The 17,468-nt window shown below is 59.9% G+C and carries 12 protein-coding genes and 1 pseudogene; 12 read left to right on the top strand and 1 reads right to left on the bottom strand.

All coding sequences use genetic code 11. The annotated features are described in order from the left end of the window. Positions 1 to 8 precede the first annotated feature (8 nt). The 7 genes from KBY86_RS12385 (at position 9) to KBY86_RS12355 (ending at position 8,938) form a co-directional block, all read left to right on the top strand. A complete protein-coding gene (locus KBY86_RS12385) occupies positions 9 to 1,835 on the top strand; it encodes an ABC transporter ATP-binding protein (RefSeq protein WP_255100590.1) in 1,827 nt (608 codons plus the stop codon). Further along, positions 1,828 to 3,000, top strand: a complete 1,173-nt coding sequence (locus KBY86_RS12380; RefSeq protein WP_255141269.1) for a glycosyltransferase — start codon at positions 1,828 to 1,830, stop codon at positions 2,998 to 3,000. The genes KBY86_RS12385 and KBY86_RS12380 overlap by 8 nt, the downstream gene beginning before the upstream one ends. Beyond that, positions 2,997 to 4,313, top strand: a complete 1,317-nt coding sequence (locus tag KBY86_RS12375; protein WP_255141268.1) for an O-antigen ligase — start codon at positions 2,997 to 2,999, stop codon at positions 4,311 to 4,313. Before KBY86_RS12380 ends, KBY86_RS12375 begins: the two co-directional genes overlap by 4 nt. Before the next feature lie 142 nt (positions 4,314 to 4,455). Beyond that, positions 4,456 to 5,346, top strand: coding sequence for a hypothetical protein (locus KBY86_RS12370; RefSeq protein WP_255141267.1), 891 nt, complete (start codon positions 4,456 to 4,458; stop codon positions 5,344 to 5,346). 8 nt (positions 5,347 to 5,354) lie between these two features. Then, positions 5,355 to 6,512, top strand: coding sequence for a glycosyltransferase (locus KBY86_RS12365; RefSeq protein ID WP_315855864.1), 1,158 nt, complete (start codon positions 5,355 to 5,357; stop codon positions 6,510 to 6,512). After that, entirely contained in the window at positions 6,505 to 7,776 is a 1,272-nt protein-coding gene (locus tag KBY86_RS12360; protein ID WP_255141266.1) for a glycosyltransferase, read from the top strand. Before KBY86_RS12365 ends, KBY86_RS12360 begins: the two co-directional genes overlap by 8 nt. Beyond that, positions 7,769 to 8,938 (top strand): glycosyltransferase, encoded by a 1,170-nt coding sequence (locus tag KBY86_RS12355; protein WP_255141265.1) that lies wholly within the window; start codon positions 7,769 to 7,771, stop codon positions 8,936 to 8,938. The genes KBY86_RS12360 and KBY86_RS12355 overlap by 8 nt, the downstream gene beginning before the upstream one ends. 163 nt (positions 8,939 to 9,101) lie before the next feature. Here the strand turns inward: KBY86_RS12355 and KBY86_RS12350 are convergent, their stop codons facing one another. Then, positions 9,102 to 9,986 carry a glycosyltransferase family 2 protein gene (locus KBY86_RS12350; RefSeq protein ID WP_255141264.1) on the bottom strand — a complete coding sequence of 295 codons (885 nt, stop codon included), beginning with the start codon at positions 9,984 to 9,986 and terminating at the stop codon, positions 9,102 to 9,104. Here KBY86_RS12350 and KBY86_RS12345 point away from each other — a divergent pair. The 5 genes and pseudogenes from KBY86_RS12345 to KBY86_RS12325 form a co-directional block, all read left to right on the top strand. Further along, positions 9,958 to 11,631, top strand: a complete 1,674-nt coding sequence (locus KBY86_RS12345; protein ID WP_255141263.1) for a hypothetical protein — start codon at positions 9,958 to 9,960, stop codon at positions 11,629 to 11,631. The two genes, KBY86_RS12350 and KBY86_RS12345, sit on opposite strands and share 29 nt — an antisense overlap. 9 nt (positions 11,632 to 11,640) lie before the next feature. Next, the gene (locus KBY86_RS12340) at positions 11,641 to 14,058 is read left to right on the top strand and encodes a UvrD-helicase domain-containing protein (protein ID WP_255141262.1); all 2,418 of its coding nucleotides are present in this window, start codon (positions 11,641 to 11,643) and stop codon (positions 14,056 to 14,058) included. After that, a complete protein-coding gene (locus KBY86_RS12335; protein ID WP_255141261.1) occupies positions 14,055 to 15,584 on the top strand; it encodes a hypothetical protein in 1,530 nt (509 codons plus the stop codon). The genes KBY86_RS12340 and KBY86_RS12335 overlap by 4 nt, the downstream gene beginning before the upstream one ends. A 119-nt stretch (positions 15,585 to 15,703) precedes the next feature. After that, positions 15,704 to 16,579 (top strand): sulfotransferase, encoded by an 876-nt coding sequence (locus tag KBY86_RS12330; protein ID WP_094513705.1) that lies wholly within the window; start codon positions 15,704 to 15,706, stop codon positions 16,577 to 16,579. Positions 16,580 to 16,668: 89 nt separating this feature from the next. Next, a pseudogene (locus KBY86_RS12325) lies at positions 16,669 to 17,468 on the top strand (CCA tRNA nucleotidyltransferase); the annotation flags it as partial.

Raw genomic sequence — 17,468 nt, 5'->3', positions numbered from 1 at the left:
CAGTGAAGTTGAGCCTCCCTGCCGGGCTGCAAAGCCAGACGCTGGCCCAACTGGGCCGATTATTGTCATTTTTGCCAAAAAAGCGTCTGCAGGGTCTGATCGCTTTGCTGGTGATCTCTTTATTGGTTGGCCTGCTGGATCTGGTTTTCGTTGGGCTTCTGGCTCGCCTTGTGGGTGCCTTGAGCGGGGTCAAGCTGCCCGACAGAATTCCACAGATCTGGTTCTTTGGCGGCGGTAGAGCCTCTCAATCACTTTGGATGGTGAGCATCCTAATTGGATTGATTTGGTTGTCAACAGGCTTAAAGTTTCTCACTGCTGCACTGCAGAGTTTCCTCAGCGCGCAGATTTGGTCGGATTACGGCAATCGGATCTATGCAAATATTCTGATGCAAGATTACGAGTACTTCCAGGCTCAAAAGTCTGCCCACCTTCTTGCACGTCTCAACCGTATCCTCAGCAAAATATCTGATGACATCATTCTGCCTATGCTGTCAGTGATTTCCAGCGCATTATCTGTTGGTGTACTTACGATTGGTGTCGCAGTTGTCCTGGGCCCTGTTGCGATTATTCTCTTTGTCACTCTCGTTGCTGCCTACGCCTCGGTGTCGGCACTGCTGATTGCACCCTTAAGGCTTGCCTCCAAGCAGAAGCTCCGGTTTGCGTTGAGAATCAACTCGTTGCTGGTCGAATCTATTCGTTCAATCCGTGATGTTCAGCTCTATGCGGCCGAGCAGCGATTCATCGACAAGTTCTGGTCCATTGGAATCACAGGAAAACGTTACGACAGAATTTCAAAGCTTCTGCCTGATATCCCTCGCTACATCATTGAGCCGGCCGGAATCACGATGCTCTTTGCGATTGGCCTTATTCCCATCTTGTTGGATCCAGATAGAAAGCTGCAGCAAGCCTTGCCTGCATTGGCAGCTGTCATGTTTGCAGCCTTGAGAATCTCAGCCCCAATCCAGTCGATTTTTCGATCTGTCAACCGGTTTCGAGGCAGCCTTCCAGATATCTCGGATGCCTTACAGCTGCTGGATCTGAAGGCGTCACGGGCCACTCTTCTAAGCCCGGGTACCCCCTCTCCTGCTGGGGTGATGCCTAAGCACACAATCAGACTGAATGATGTTTGGTTCCGTTATGCCAGTTCGGAAGACTGGGTGATCAAAGGAGTCAACATCACGATCCCCATTGGCTCAAGGGTTGCTTTGGTCGGCAAAACTGGTGGAGGTAAATCCACCACCGCCCACCTCCTGCTTGCCCTCTATAAGCCGCAAAGGGGATGCATCGAGCTGGATGGGATCGAATTGGCTTATGAAGAAACGCCAGCTTGGCAAGCTTGCTGCGCGATGGTCCCTCAATCGATTGTTCTGCTCGATACGAGCATCCGTGAAAATGTTGCTTTTGGAGTGGATGAGGAAGAGATCAATGATTATGCCGTTTGGGAGGCTTTGGAAGCTGCTCAGTTAAATGAGTTTGTCTCTGAGTTGCCATATGGACTCTATACAATGATCGGGGAAAATGGTTTGCGACTCTCCGGTGGACAGCGTCAGCGCCTCGCCCTTGCAAGGGCTTTTTACAAGAAGGCCAAGGTACTCGTTCTGGATGAGGCGACAAGCTCTTTGGACAATAAAACTGAGAGCAGCGTTTTAGACTCGCTTGAGCTGATCGGCCGTAGATGCACCACAATTGTGATTGCACATCGCTTAAGCACTGTCAAGAACTGCGATCGAATCTATGAATTTGCGGATGGGATGATTAGGGCCTACGGAGATTATCAACAGCTTCAGGCCAGGTCGGAAACCTTCAGGGAGCTTGTTTCGCTGGACAATGGCTGACATCACCCTTCTGGCCACTGCAGATTGGGATCAACTACTTTGGACCAATAAGCAACACGTCGCTTCCGAGTTGGCGGATCTTGGTCATCGAGTTCTTTATGTCGAGTCACTGGGTTTACGTGCACCGCGCCGTCAGGCTCAAGATTTTGGCAGAATTTTACGTCGTTTAGTCAAGGGCTTGATGCCGCCACGGCAGCAGAAGCCCAACCTCTGGGTTTGGTCACCATTGGTTTTGCCTGGGGTTCGTGGTCAACTTGCCACTCGGATCAACCGATTGATCTTGCTTGGCGGTCTGGCTCTGGCTCGGCGCTGGCTGGGGATGCGAGCGGAATTGTTATGGACTTACAATCCAAAGACCCTTGCTTATGGGATGCCCGGTCCGTATGCAACTCTGGTTTACCATTGCGTGGATGACATCCAGGCTCAACCGGACATGGATGATCTGGATCTCTCCGCGTGGGAGGAGCGTCTGTGTCGGGCTGCTGATCTTGTCTTTGTAACCTCTCCTGCCCTTCAGGAGAGTCGTCGTAAGTATAATCCTAATACGTACTACTTCTCAAACGTTGCTGACTACAATCACTTCGCGCAGGCACTTGAGCCTGATCTTGAGATTCCTTGCGATATTGCCATCATCCCCCAACCAAGAATCGGCTTTGTGGGGGCCATAAGTGCGTACAAGCTTGACCTTGACTTGCTTGCCAAGCTTGCAGAGGCGTCGCCAAGTTGGTCCTATGTGATGATCGGTCCCGTTGGTGAGGGTGACCCCAGTACCCAGCTTTCCGGCTTGCTGGATTGTTCTAATGTTTATTGGCTTGGCGTCAAGTCCTATCATGATTTACCTGCCTATATGAAGGGTCTTGATGTGGGCCTTCTGCCTCTTCGATTCAACAGATACACCCGCTCCATGTTTCCCATGAAGTTCTTTGAGTATCTGGCCGCCGGGCTGCCGGTTGTGGCTTCGGCCATTGATGCTTTGGAGAGTTATCGCCCGTTTGCTGCTCTTTGCGAGCCAACAGTGGATTCATTCCTCGCCGCTCTGAATAACACTCTCAAGGGCCTGGGATGCCCGCTTGAGGCGCGTATCGAATGTGCCGCTCAGCATACCTATCATCGCCGTACCCAAGCCATGCTTCAGTATCTTCCTAACATTGCCTCGGTGGAATGATCGAACGCAATCAAGTTTGGAATTTGCTTGTTTGCCTGCCCAATCTGCTCCTGTCGCGTCTTTGGGCCATTCAGGCCTATGACGGCATTCTTCCCATTGTGATCACACTTCATTCCTTCACTGAAGGACGCAAGCCCGCGCTGGGTTTGCTGGTGATCTGGATGGCTATCCGCTTGACCAATCAGATGGTTGCCAAGTTTAGGACACACTCCTTGCAGCCTCCGTTGGAAGCCATTCTGTTGGCTCTTCTGCTCGTGAACACTCGCTTGATTGTTCTCCGTGAGGATATTGATGGGCCTACGACCTTCCTGTTGATTGCCATCGGCTTCATGATCGGTGCTGGCCAAAGCTTGCGCGCATGGAGGTTTTCTTTCGGATGGTTGGCGCTCACCCCCTTGCTGCTTATGGCCTACTTTTTGCAGCATCATTCTGCCGCAAGCTTTTGGAGCACATCATACGTTAGAGATGTGTACGAGGCGACCATGGATGGCCATGGAGGCATCAATCGTTTTGCCACGATCCTTATGCTTCTTACGCTCAGTTCGGCCAGTTACTCATTGCTCTCTCGATCGTTACTCGAGCGTCTGATCGGCACCACGGCAGCAGTTGTTGGTTATGCTCTCTGCGTGAGCACGGATTCCCGCCTTGCCCAGATAGCTCCGCCAGTGGCTCTCTTGATTGGTTGGGTAGCTGCACGCTGGAGGAGGGGCTCCACAAAGTTTCTTTCCGTTGTGTTTGCCACCGCTGCCATGGCTGTCATGGTCATTGGGTCGTGGTGGTTTTTCTTGGCCCCTGATGCGAACATCAATCAGTCTTCGGATATGGGTAGGCTGAGAGCGGGGGCATGTTGGCTGTCGTTGATGTTTACTGGGGCGAATCGGTTTCTTTATGGTGTGGGCTACGGCCCACAGGCAAACGATATGTGCAGCCACCTGAGGGAAGGAGGTGGATTCGGCCATGCTCACAACACGATCGCTCAGGTCGGTGGCCAGCTTGGTGTGCTTGGCATATTGGCATTTCTGATTGTGGTGATTCTCGTCTCCATGGGTCTGAGGCGACAATTCCAGAGCGTTGCGTCCCGATGTGACACAACGCCCTCACACCTTGTGTTTTTTCAAGTAGCTGTTTCCCTCAACGTGTTGCTCCTGCTCAACACCCTCGCCACTACCATCTATCGCACCAATCAAGTCACCCAGTGTTTGATCGGTTTCCTGGCGGCCACGTCGCTGTGCCTGTTCAGTGCTCCCGCGGACGCCACCCTTACCTCTGAGCCGTCAGTAGACAGTTCACTGACAGCCGACCCAATCCCGTGAGGAACTTAAGCCATCAATGATCCAGCCCAGTAGGCGGCGAATCCGCACTTACCTTCCTGAGTGGGTTCTGGCTTGGGTGACTGTAGCGATAGCTGCCGGCTTACGTTGCTTCGGCAGGCGGCTTGCTGCCTATCAGCTCTTGATGCGGTTTCTGGAGCGGTGGCCCCGCAATCCTGCGGTGCTTGCCGCGATTATCCCTCAGGCAATGGCTCGGAATGATTATTCCTTTGCCGTGTGCAAGATTGAGGATCTATGGCTTAACTCAGGCCATACGCATTATCTTCATCGCCTTCTCTTTCGCCGGTCAATGCGGCCTGGTGATCTGAAGCAGCGACTGGCTCTGTTTCAGTTGATCGCTGCCAGCAGCAAGCTTCCTGAGCACTATCGCTGGTATTCCTTGATCATCATTGCTTACCAGGCGATTGCAACTGATGATTTCCCACTGATGGAGCATACGGCTGCTGATCTGGAGCGGCTGGTCCAGCAGCTGTTGAGCGATCCAGGCGTGTTTGTCTGCCAGCGCGCCAACCGGGAAAACCGAGCAAAGCTGCTGGTTTCGGTTTTCACAGCACTTTCTAGATTGTATCTGTCTCTGGGGAGTATTGATTCCTTCGAGTCTGTGGGGATTCGAGTCTCTGCCATCATCGACAGCGTTGATCTCACGGCCATTGATCCCGATAGCGCCTACAGATCTACCCGTAATCTGATGCGATGCCTGGCCATTGAAGCCCTTCAGGCTTGGCACCAACAGGATGCTGATCGGTGGCGGCTCGCCTGTCATCGATTGCGCCGAGTCCACGACCATTGCCACAGGCCTTGCTTTGATGCCAGCAGTGCTCAGGAAGATCACCGTGGCTTCGCCAGGGAGATGCTTGGGGCAGTTGCAACAACAGATGGCACGGGCTGGTTGGTTGCGAAGGAAGATGAGCAGATCCATCACTTGATCACACTCATCATCAAGACCACGTTTGAGCCACGTTTCCTCCCCAAGATCAGAGTTATGTTTGCTTCCTACCTGGCTCCGTCGCAATGACAGTGCGTGTGGCGTTCTACATCGACTCTCTCAAGACTGGTGGTGCTGAACGCGTGACGCTGCGGATGGCGCAATGGTGCCGCGAGGCTGGCTATCTTCCTGTTGTCCTCACGCGGCGGCAGGCCCGCCACGACTTCTACCCACTCCCTGAGGGTGTTTTACGTGAGGTTGAAGCCCCTGATCCAGCCTGGGTGGCCGCCTTGGGCTGGCTGGGATTCCCATGGAGGGTGCTGACGTTACGGCATTGGCTACGCCGCAACCGAATAGAGATCGCGATTGGGATGACTACCCTTCCAGCGATCAAACTGATCCTGGCGGTATGGGGTCTGCCGCTGAAGTGCTGGATCTCTGAGCGCAACTATCCACCCGCCAAGCCCCCGTCTCTGCCATGGCGCCTGCTGCGATGGCTCACCTACCGCAGGGCTGACCTTCATCTCGTGCAGACCCATCAGACCGGTGATTGGCTCAGGCGGCATCTGGGCGCCACGCCACAGCTGTTGCTGCCGAATTCGGTGAGCTGGCCGTTGCCTTCATTTGCGCCTCATGTGGATCCAGTTACTGTTCTTGGTCCTTGTCTCCGACATGACGATTCAGGCACTGCTGGGCCTCCACCCGCCCTGCTTCTTGCAGTTGGAACCAAAGCGTTTCAGAAAGGCTTCGATCGCTTGGTGAGGGCGTTTGCGTTGATCGCTGACGACTGCCCGGGGCTCCACCTTGTGATAGCTGGACTCACCATCAAGCCCTACCGCGGTAGGGATCAGGTGGCCGACCTACAGTCCTCGCTGCCCCCCTCCTCGGCAGCCATGGGGCGCGTCCACTTTCCAGGGGTGGTGGGAAACATTGGCGACTGGTATTCGGCTTGCGAGATGTTCATCCTGCCCTCCCGTTTCGAAGGCTTCCCCAATGTTCTTCTGGAGGCCATGGCCTCGGGCTGCGCCTGCGTGGCCTGCGACTGTCCGACCGGCCCAGCCGACCTGATCCGGGATGGGGAGAACGGACTGCTGTTGCCCGAAGCAGCCTCGGATCTGGAGTTGGCGAACGCCATCACCACCCTGCACCGGGATGCCCGCTTGCGGCGCCGCCTGGGCCAGGCAGCTCAGCACGTGCGTGAACAGTTCAGCGACGCACAGCTCGCACAACGCTTCATCGAGGCCCTCAATGGCTGACGACCTCTGGATCGTGCTGCCTCATCTGGGTCCTGGGGGTGCCCAGAAGGTCGCCATGCTGGCCGCTGCCCATTTCGCCGGGCAGGGCTACCAGATCACGGTTGTCTCCCTGCTGCCGGATCCGACCCCGGTGCACGCGGTGCCGGCGGGGGTACGGCTGCTCGACCTTGGCGCCGCCGTCGCGGCGGCCCGACGCGGCGATTGGTGGAACCGCTCCCTGCTCGCCCGCGGTCGCCGATTCCTCAAGCTGTGGCTGCCGCGCCTGGCGTCCTGGTTCCTGCTCATCACCCTCTGGCCCTGGCTTCGGCGGTTGCGCCCTCCCCAGGGCGCCGGCCTGCTGCGTTGGCTGGTGCGCGGGGTGGGCGGGCCCCAGGCCTCCTTGCTGCGGGAACGGGTGCTGGCGGAGCGACCACCCCGGCTGCTGGCCCTGCTCACCAAGACCAACATGCTCGCCTGCCAGGCCTGCTGGGATCTGCCCCTCCACCTGGCCGTGTCGGAACGCAACGATCCCCGCCGGCAGACCCTTGGCTTCCCGTGGCAGCGGCTGCGGCGTCTGCTTTACCGACGCGCCGATGCGCTCACCGCCAACACGCTCGGGGTGCTGGCGACCCTGGAAACCGATCTGGGCCTCACCCAGGCTCGCCTGTTGCCCAACCCCCTGCCGCCCGGGATATCCCTGGCCGGTGCAGGACGGCCGGACCTCCAACCGTCGAAGGTTTGTCTCGCCGTGGCTCGGCTGGTGCCCCAGAAAGGACTCGATCTGTTGCTGGAAGCCATGGCCCGAGTGTCACCAGCCTCGGGGGAGTGGCGCTTGGTGGTCGTGGGGGATGGTCCGGAGCGTGGGGCCCTGGAGGAGCAGGCCCGGTCCCTGGGGATCGCAGCCAAGGTTCGCTTCGAGGGCTTCCAGAGCACCGTTCTTCCCTATCTCCACCAGGCCAGGATCTTCGTGTTGCCCTCCCGGTTCGAAGGGATGCCCAATGCCTTGCTGGAGGCGATGGCCACCGGTCTGCCGGTGATCGTGACGGATTCCTCCCCGGGGCCGCTTGAGCTGGTGGAGCACGACCGCACCGGTCTCGTGGTGCCGGCCGAGAACCCCGGGTGCCTGGCCGAAGCGATCGAAGCCCTGCTGTCCGATGAGCGGCGTTGTGCACGGCTCGGGTCAGCAGGCCGTCAGCGGCTGGCATCGCAGGAGTGGACGGAAATCGAGCCCCTGTGGCGATGGGCTCTGAACCTGCCCGTCGCAGCGCCTGAGCCCGATGGCTGAGCGGTTGCTGCTCCTGGTGCCAAGCCTCAGGGCACCCTCGGAAACCTTCATCAGGGCCAACGCCACCGGGCTGCCCTTCGACACGGTCGTGGTCTGCGCCGACGAGATTCCCTGGTCAGGCCCGCCGCTGCGGACGGCCTACGGCCTTTCGATTGTGGTCAGCAAGGCGCTCCATCGGCTGGCACCGGCTCTGCCCAGATGTCTGGCGCAAGCGGTGAGGCGGTTCGGCACCTGGCTGCCCTCCCGGCTGGTGAGCAGGATCTGCCGAACAGAGCAACCCGTTGTGGTGCTGGCGGAGTTCGGCTTCCATGCGGTGCAGATCATGGAACTGGTTCCGGCCACCGGCCTTCCCCTGATCGTGCATTTCCGGGGGGCCGATGCATCCGCCCACCGCTACCTGTTCCACCTGAAGGAGCGCTACGAGCGGTTGCTGGAGCTCTCGAGCGCAGCTGTGGTGAAGTCGGAGATCATGCGCAAGACGGTGTTGGGTCTGGCCCACAGACGAACAAGTCCCCTGCCCGTGCTGGTGAGTCCGTCCGGGGCGAATCCAGCCGTGTTCCACGGAGCCGATCCTGCCGCGGCCCCCCCCCTGTTCCTCAGTGTCGGTCGGTTCGTGGCCAAGAAGGGCCCGCTGCTCACCCTGGCCGCCTTCGCCCTGGCTGCCAGGGACTTGCCAGAGCTCCAGCTGGTGATGGTCGGGGAGGGGCCCCTGCTCGCTCAGGCACACCAGCGGGCCATCCAGCTGGGCATCGCCGAACGGGTGAGGTTTGCCGGGCTGCGGACGCCTGCTGAGGTGGCGGAATTGATGCGCCAGAGCAGAGGCTTCCTCCAACACTCGCTCACCGCCCCCGATGGCGACCAGGAAGGCTCACCCGTAGCGGTGATGGAGGCCCAGCTGAGCGGTTTGCCCGTCGTGGCCACATGGCATGCGGGGATCCCGGACGTGGTGATCGACGGCGAGACAGGGATCCTGGTGCCCGAGGGGGACTGGAAGGCGATGGGGAAAGCGATCAGCCGCCTGGCTGCTGACCCCGCCTTTGCCGAAAGGCTCGGCAATCGAGGCCGCCATCGATGCCTGACCAGGTTCACGACGGGCCATCACCACGACCAGTTGGCCACCCTTCTCAGCCAGTGCGCAGAGAGGCCGGGCCAAAAGGAATAGGAAGGTTTGGGCAGGTCCACAAAGGAGGGAGCGTGAGTTGGCTGTCAACCGGAAGCCCAACCGGGTCAGGAGGATTCCCTGTCCCCAGCCCGTTCGCTGCCAGGTTCTGGCTCCGCCAACTTGATTGGCCAACCCTGTGAGCTGAATCTGGTATGGAAACGACTTAGATGTTGCGTTTGTCGATCATGTCGGCCAACATGGCAAACATCAGGATGTTGAGAGCTGCAAAGCCAATGAGGATCGTCTTATCTGTGAGATTACGCAACACAAAGGCATCATAGAACAGGCTGAGAATGAAGCAGATGCTCAGCGCCACCACGAGCGGCAAGAGAAGCCGAAGTGGAGCAAAGTACATGCCAGTGCGGCTAATCAGATGAACGAAATTAATGGTGTCCTTGATTGGCTGAATATGGCTATTGCCGATTCGACGCCGATAGCTGATCGGAATGTAGGCAACATCGAAGTTGTTTCGCAGCATGCAGATCGTTATGGTGGTTGTAAAGCTGAATCCGTTCGGCAGTAATTCCAGGAAGCGCAAGGCAACATCCCTGCGGAAAAAGCGAAAGCCAGAGTTTATATCTGGCACATCCTGGCCGGAAAGAAAGGAAACCCAAGGAACCAGGAAGAGTTTAGGAATCGTGCGCAGCTTCGAATACTCGACATCTTCGGCAATGCGTGCACCCACGAGCATGTCGTGGTCCGCGGCTTCATCGACCAATTCAGGAATCAGCTCATTCGGGTAAGTGCCGTCGGCATCGGTGATGCAGATCAGTTCGGAATGGGACCGGCGGATGCCGGTTTTCAGAGCAGCCCCGTAGCCACGGTTTCGACTATGGCCAATCACTCGCATTCGCCGGCTGCCATACAGATTCTCCAGCTCACTAAGAATCTCAGCGCTGCCGTCGTTGGAGCCGTCGTCGACCACCATCACCTCCACGGCCTTGAGTCCGCTGGTGTCAATGGCAGCCAGGATTTCCTCCACCGTGCGGCGAATCGCACCGGCTTCGTTGAAACAGGGAATGATCACCGATACCGAGGGTGACTCCATGGTGATGCCATCATTCCGATCCCGCTCCGGCGACCGATCTTCCTGGCCTGCATTAAGGATTCGGCTCGTTTCCGCTTGGTTCAAGGATCTCCATCCAACGTTGAAGGGATGCGACGATGGGGCAGAGTTTTCGCTGAACATGCGATTGCCCTGGCTCACCAAGGTTACGGGTCTGCGTTGGGCATCGGTTCTGGCGGCTGTGGTGGGGGTCCTGATCTGCTGGTTGCTTCTGGAGGCCGGCCAAGAGATTCGGCTGGAGCCGGTGGGAGGCGATGCGCGACAGAACCTGCATGCTGCCTACAACTTGGTGGTTGGCGGCACCTATGGCTTTGAAGAGAATCCAGCCATCCCAGGGTACAGGCGTGAACCCCTTCCAAACCTGATCCTCGCATCCGTGCTGTCACTCTCCAAAGGCCCTGGTCTGCCTCAGCCATTCTCCCGTTTCCTTGCAGACCCTGGTCTCCTGGAGCAGGCGTTGAAGGTGAATCTCCTGTACGCACTCATGCTGTTCGCGGGGCTCTGGTGGCTCTGCTGGTTGTTGTTTCGACCGCCCTGGCTGGCCCAAATCGTTGCTATGGGTGTGCTGCTGGGTAGCTGGTCCTTTTTGGTTTCATCCGAGCTTGAGAACTTCAAGACGGAGTTACCGGCAGCTGCCTTCTTCGTCCTGAGTGCAGTGCTGTTGGTGTTGGCCCGACGTCGACCTGGCGCCCCCCTTGCATTGCTCGCTGGCGGTGGGATTTCGCTGGTGTTGCTCACCAAGGCTTCCGGCCAGTACGTCTGCATGATTGCCGTCCCGGTGATCCTCGTGCTGATCATGCGAGAAGCGCAGCGGAGGCATCAGAGGCCCTTCGTATGCGCCACTGCTCTGTTACTGGGAATCTGTCTGTTCACTGTGCCATGGATGACTCGCAATTTTCTTCTCTTCAATGATTTCGCCCTGGCACGCGGAGGTGCCGATGTGCTGCTCATCCGTGCCAGTTACAATAAGATGACTGCCGATGAGCTTCGAGGCGCCTTCTATGCATTCTCGCCAGAGCGTCTGCGCGAGGACCTATTTGAACCCTTTCTCGGCTTCGCCCCGAGTCAGCTGGAATGCGATGGCTCACTACAACGATTCACACGCAATCTCCCCTGTGACCAGCGTGCAATCACCGCTGGCCGCTTGGATGAGGTCGTGAGTTTCTATCAGGTTGGGAAGCGCGTGGTGACCGCAAAGCTCAAAGCAAACCTTTCTGTCGACCAACTGTCTGATCAGGAAAATGCTCTCAAGAAGATCGCTGTTCGCAACATTCAGGCCAACAGCCTTCGTCATCTGCTTGTTACCCCGGCTTTCCTTTGGAAGGGTATCTGGTCCTTCGCTCACGCTTACAGCTGGAGCACCACGATCCTGAATGGGGTGGCAATGCTCTCCCTGGTGTCCATGCCTTTGCTTGGGCTCTGGCTGCGGAAGCCTGACTGGATCCTGATCTCACTGTTGCCCGCTGGCTACTTTTTGTTCTACGGACTTTCAACCCATTTTTTGATTCGCTATTCCGCTCCTCTGATCCCCCTCAGCCTGGTTGCCTTGGCACTGTTGCTCCATCATCCCTTCGCGTCGCAGCTGGATCGTCGGAAAATGGCTTTCGGTGATGGCATGGCCCCCTAGGCTCAATCCGTGAGCTTCCTAGCCGGCCTCAACGACGCCCAGCGCCGGGCGGTGGACCACCACAACGGCCCGCTGCTGGTGGTCGCCGGTGCCGGCAGCGGCAAGACGCGCGCGCTCACGCACCGCATTGCCCACCTGATCGGCCATCACGGCGTCGATCCGCACCAGCTCCTGGCCGTCACCTTCACCAACAAGGCGGCGCGGGAGATGAAGGAGCGGCTGGAGCTGCTGCTGGCCCAGCGGCTCGCCACCAGCCAGTTCGGCCAGCCGCTGAGCACCCTCTCGCCGGTGCAGCAGCGTCAGCTGCGCACCCGCATCTACCGGGAGATCACCAAGGAGCTGTGGATCGGCACCTTCCACGCCCTGTTCGCGCGGCTGCTGCGCTTCGACATCGACAAGTACCGGGATCCCGAAGGGCTCACCTGGACCCGCCAGTTCTCCATCTACGACGAGGGCGACGCCCAGACCCTGGTGAAGGAGATCGTCACCCAGGAGCTGGGGCTTGATCCCAAGCGCTTCGAGCCCAAGAAGGTGCGCTGGGCGATCAGCAACGCCAAGAACCAGGGCTGGCTGCCCGAGCAGCTGGAGCAGGAGCAGCAGGGGCAACGGGGAAAGATGGTGGCGGATGTGTACCGCCGCTACCGCCGCGCCCTGGCGGCCAACAACGCCCTCGACTTCGATGACCTGCTGCTGCTGCCGGTGCAGCTGCTGCAGACCAACGAGCAGGTGCGGCATTACTGGCACGGTCGTTTCCGTCACGTGCTGGTGGATGAATACCAGGACACCAACCGCACCCAGTACGACCTGATCAAGCTGCTGGTCACGGGCGGCCGCGACCCCGGGCAGTTCGACGACTGGGGCCAGCGCTCGGTGTTCGTGGTGGGGGATGCAGATCAGAGCATCTACAGCTTCCGCGCCGCCGATTTCACGATCCTGATGGGCTTCCAGGACGACTTCGGCGACAAGGCCAGCGACGAGGCCACCCGCACGATGGTGAAGCTGGAGGAGAACTACCGCTCCACCGCCACGATCCTGGAGGCGGCCAACGCCCTGATCGCCCACAACAGCGAGCGCATCGACAAGGTGCTGCGCCCCACCCGCGGCGAGGGGGAGCCGATCGTGGTCACCCGCTGCGACGACGAGATCGCCGAGGCCGAGGCGGTGGTGCACCGCCTGCGCATGCTCGAGGCGGCCCACCCGGAGCTGCGCTGGGGCGACATGGCCGTGCTGTATCGCACCAACGCCCAGAGCCGGGCGATGGAGGAATCCCTGGTGCGCTGGGGCCTCCCTTACATCGTGGTGGGGGGACTGCGCTTCTACGACCGGCGCGAGATCAAGGATGTGCTCGCCTACCTGCGGCTGCTGGTCAACCCGGCGGACAGCGTCAGCCTGCTGCGGGTGATGAATGTGCCGCGCCGCGGCATCGGCAAGACCACCGTGCAGCGGCTCATCGATGCCGCCAGCCAGCTGGGTCTGCCGCTGTGGGAGGTGGTGAACGACCCCGAGGCGGTGCGCTCGCTGGCGGGCCGCTCGGCGAAGGGGCTGCTGCAGTTCGCCGAGCTGATCGGCGACCTGAGCCGCCGCGTGCAGGACGCGCCCCCCTCGGAGCTGGTGCAGCGGGTGATGGAGCAGAGCGGCTATGTGGCCGAACTGATCAGCGAGGGCACCGATGAGGCGGAGGAGCGGCGGCGCAACCTGCAGGAACTGGTGAACGCGGCCCTGCAATACCAGGAGGAGAACGAGGAGGGTTCGCTGGAGGGTTTCCTGGCCTCCGCCTCCCTGGCCAGCGACGCCGACAGCAAGGACACCGAGTCCGATCGCGTCACTCTGATGACCCTGCACGCCAGCAAGGGGCTGGAGTTTCCGGTGGTGTGCCTGGTGGGGCTGGAGCAGGGGCTGTTCCCCAGCTACCGCTCCCTGGAGGATCCCGCTGCCCTGGAGGAGGAGCGGCGCCTCTGTTATGTGGGCATCACCCGTGCCAAGGAGCGGCTGTTCCTGTCCCACGCCAGCGAGCGGCGGCTGTGGGGCGGCATGCGCGAGCCGGCGGTGCCGTCGGTGTTTCTCTCGGAGCTGCCGCCGGAGCTGGTGCAGGGCGATGTGCCCCGCAGCGGCGGTGCGGCGCTGCGCCGTGAGCAGCGGCTCGACCGGCTCACCCGTGTCGACCGGGACGACAACCCGCGCAGCGCACAACGGGCCGGGGGCGGCGCTGCTGACGGCGGTGGTTCTGTTGAGCCGGTCAATGCCGTGCGCCACCGCGCCCCGGCGCGGCTCTGGGCGGTAGGTGACACCCTGCACCATGCCAGCTTCGGCGACGGGATCATCACCCACCTGTTCGGCAGCGGTGAGAAGATCTCGATCGCGGTGAAGTTCGAGGGAATGAGCGCCAAGATCCTCGATCCCCGGCTGGCGCCGATCAAGCCGCGGTGAAGGAGAGCCGCTATCCAACGGAGATCAAGCAACAACGCCGGATCTTGCTGGTCGTTCTGCTTTTACTGATACTCCTCTGCTCGAGGGGCGTGTTTCAAGCGTACTCTTACTGGCACGATGAATTGTTCTCCATTGGGGCTGCCAATGCTTCCTCATGGCATGTCTTGTTCAAGGAATGGATTCTTCCTGATACCCATCCCCCCCTTCATCTGACCCTGCTGCGGCTGTGGGTCGGCATGTTTGGATCTGGTGAGATCCCGACCCGCTTTCTGAGCCTGATTCCTGCCTGGCTGAGCCTGATCGCCATTGCATGGACCACGCAAAACGGCGGTTTCGCCCGCCAGATCATCGCGATCCTGTTCCTCGGAACAAGCCCCCTCTTCAGTCTTTATGCCCAGGAAGTTCGACCTTATTCCTGGACTCTGCTTTTTGCCACAGTATCAGTGGGGGTCATGACCATACTCTGGCGGTCTCAGCAGCAAGGGCCTTCGGTTCACCTGCCAAGAGTTAACGCTCTGCGCCTTTGTTTTATCGTTTCCCTGCTGCTGCTTTCTCTTAGTCATTACTTCGGTTTTTTCTACGCCCTCACGCTCCTGGTGCTGGATGTCCTGAGAGGGGCGCCATGTCTTGGTCGTCGTCGCTGGGGCCTAGCTCTTCTGCCGGCACTCTTTGCTTGGCCGTTGCTTCATGTCTTGGTCGGTGGCGCAGGTGGTGGAAGAACCAGTTGGATTGTGTCTCAGCCGGTCATCGGTGTGTTCAGCACCGCGATGAATGGAGCCTTTCCAGCCTTTCCTGCTGCAGTGGTCGTGATCGTGCTCGCCATGCTGATTTCAGCGGTAGGAAGCCAGCGGCGATCAAGAGATAAAGACAGAGGGCTTCAGCTAAGGGATAGTGTTCGTGGTTCCAGTGAAGCCTGTTGGTTGTTGTCTGGAGCGGCGGCATTTTTAGGGCTCATCAGTTTGATCGATCTGGTTAAGCCACTCGCTGTTGAGCGATATTTTATTGTGCTTCTCCCTTGCTTCGCCCTCGCTTTGGGGGATGTGGGGCAACGTCTGATTGCCTCAGGTAGTCCTTATGTAAGACGAGCAACAGTGTGTGTCTTGGCAATTATTATTAGCATGCATTTCTGGCACTCCCGGGAAGTGCTTTCTGCCAAGATTTATCCCCTTCAGAACTACAAGTATTTAGCTCGCTTTATTGGTGAAGCAGGGGTTTGTCGACAAGGTTGCACAAGCGTTTCTGCTAAAAAGCATAGGCTGGTGCCCTATTTTGATTCCATTCCTTTGCAGCGTGTTGATCCCGAGGGAGTGAATGGTTTTTCTGCTGTCATGCTGCCTTTTGTTGGTCTGCACGGGGATAAAGAGTTGATTCAGCCACTGCTTGCGGCCCATTCAGGAGCATCGTGTTGGGAGCCTCGCCAATTCACAGCATTAAGTACCTTCATTGTGATACCAGAAAGTGCACATGTGCGGCCGCAGTCTTTTGGGCTTCGGCAATGTGTCCAGTCCAAACACCGCGATGCATGATTTCAGATGCCTGGCGTCTATAGGTATGCGTGTGGATAAACTTTGATCCCAGCATCGACACGGGATCGATTGTTTCACTCCCCACAGCGTGTTTCCCGAACGCTACGCATTTCCCAGTGATGACGACTCGCCCGAAGCTGCTGCTCATCCGCGGATTGGGCCACAGCGGTACCACCCTTCTTGATTTGGCGCTCGGCGCCCATCCCCAGGTGCAGGGCTTCGGCGAGGCGGTGCGCCTGTTGCGTAGGCCCGCGCCCGGTGAGGAAGGCGGTGGTCCGGCCAGGCTGCGGCGCGAACTGCGCAACGAACGTCTCTGCACCTGCGGTTGTATCGCGGCGCAATGCCCGGTCTGGGGGCCGCTTCTGGAGTGGCTACCGGCTCACGATCACCTGCCGCTGGCTCAAAAGTGGCAGCGTTTGGTGGCGCATGCTCAAGAGCAAGCCCTCGCCGAGCCACTGCGCTGGATGGTCGACTCGTTTCAGTCGGATCTGGAGTTGCTGACCCTGCCTGATGCGGCGCTTGGCATGGAAATCCGGGTGCTGTTTCTGGTCCGCGATGTGCGCTCCTGGGTTCACGCGATCGCACGCCGCCCCCGGCGCCAGGTGGCCAGTGGCTGGCGGTCGCTGGTCCGCTGGCGCCGTGTCAATGGCCAGCTCGAGCGGCGCCTGCAAACGGCGGGCAAGCCTGTGTTTCTCCTGGGCTATGAGGAGCTGGCTCTGGCCCCCGAAGCTGCGCTCACCCGCTTGTGCCACTGGCTTGATCTGAGCTTTGAGCCGGCGATGCTCATGCCGGGCCCTTCCACCGGCAGCCACATCCTCAGCGGCAATCACATGCGTTTTGATCCAGTGAAAAGTGCCCGCATCCGCTACGACGCCGCTTGGCTCAACAGCCCCTTTCTGCCTGTCCATCTGGCCTTGCTGCTGCCGGGATGGCAGGGCATGAACCGGCGGCTCGTTTATTCCAATGATCTGGTCGATCCCGGTGGCTTGATGTGATCACAGGAGGCGTTCGCGCCTTCGTGGTGCAGTGAAGTGCTGATGGACAAGGCTGGCGTCGCTTCACTCAGAACAATCGCTTTCCCCCCATGCCCGGCCTTTCGCTGCTCGACGCGCTCGATCCCCCCGTGCAGCGGGTGCTGGCCACGGTGGTGCGCGCCGCAGCGCCGCTGCGGGTGGCTCTGGTGGGCGGTGCGGTGCGGGATCTGCTGCTGCACCGCGTCCACAACGACCCCTGGCGTGGCCTGCCCGATCTCGATCTGGTGGTGGAAGAAGGCAGTGAAGCGGCGGGACCGCCGGCGGCCCACCGGGTGGTGGAGCGCCTGCGGGGCACACCGGGAGCGGGGCTGGGCTTCTGTCAGCTGCATCCGGCCTATGGCACTGCCGAGCTTGAGATCGATGGGGTGGTGCTGGATCTGGCCACGGCACGCGGCGAGCGCTACGCCCATCCAGGTGCCAACCCCACGGTGTTTTTCGGCTCCCTCGACGACGACCTGGCCCGCCGCGACCTGAGCATCAACGCCATGGCGCTGGTGCTCGCCGATGGCGCCCTGCTCGATCCCCACGACGGTCTGGCGGATCTGGCCGCGCGGCGGCTGCGTTTCCTCCACGCCGGCAGCCTCAGCGACGACCCGACCCGGCTGGTGCGGGCGGCCCGTTATGGCGCCCGCCTGGGCATGGACCTGGCGCCCGGCAGCCTGCGGCAGTGGACCGACACCCTGGCCCGCTGGCCCTGGCCGGCGGCGGGCACGGTGCCCTCGCTGGGCACGCGCCTGCGGCGGGAACTGGAGCTGCTGCTGGGCCGCGAACCCTGGCCGCAGGCCCTGCAGCTGCTGCAGGGCTGGCAGGGGCTGGCGCTGCTGGCCCCGGGTCTGCAGGGCGACAGCAA

It is taken from the genome of Synechococcus sp. Lug-A (assembly GCF_024345655.1).
Classification (GTDB): domain Bacteria; phylum Cyanobacteriota; class Cyanobacteriia; order PCC-6307; family Cyanobiaceae; genus MW101C3.
The sequence above is the reverse complement of the archived record's forward strand: the minus strand, read 5'-3'. Positions and strand labels throughout refer to the sequence as shown.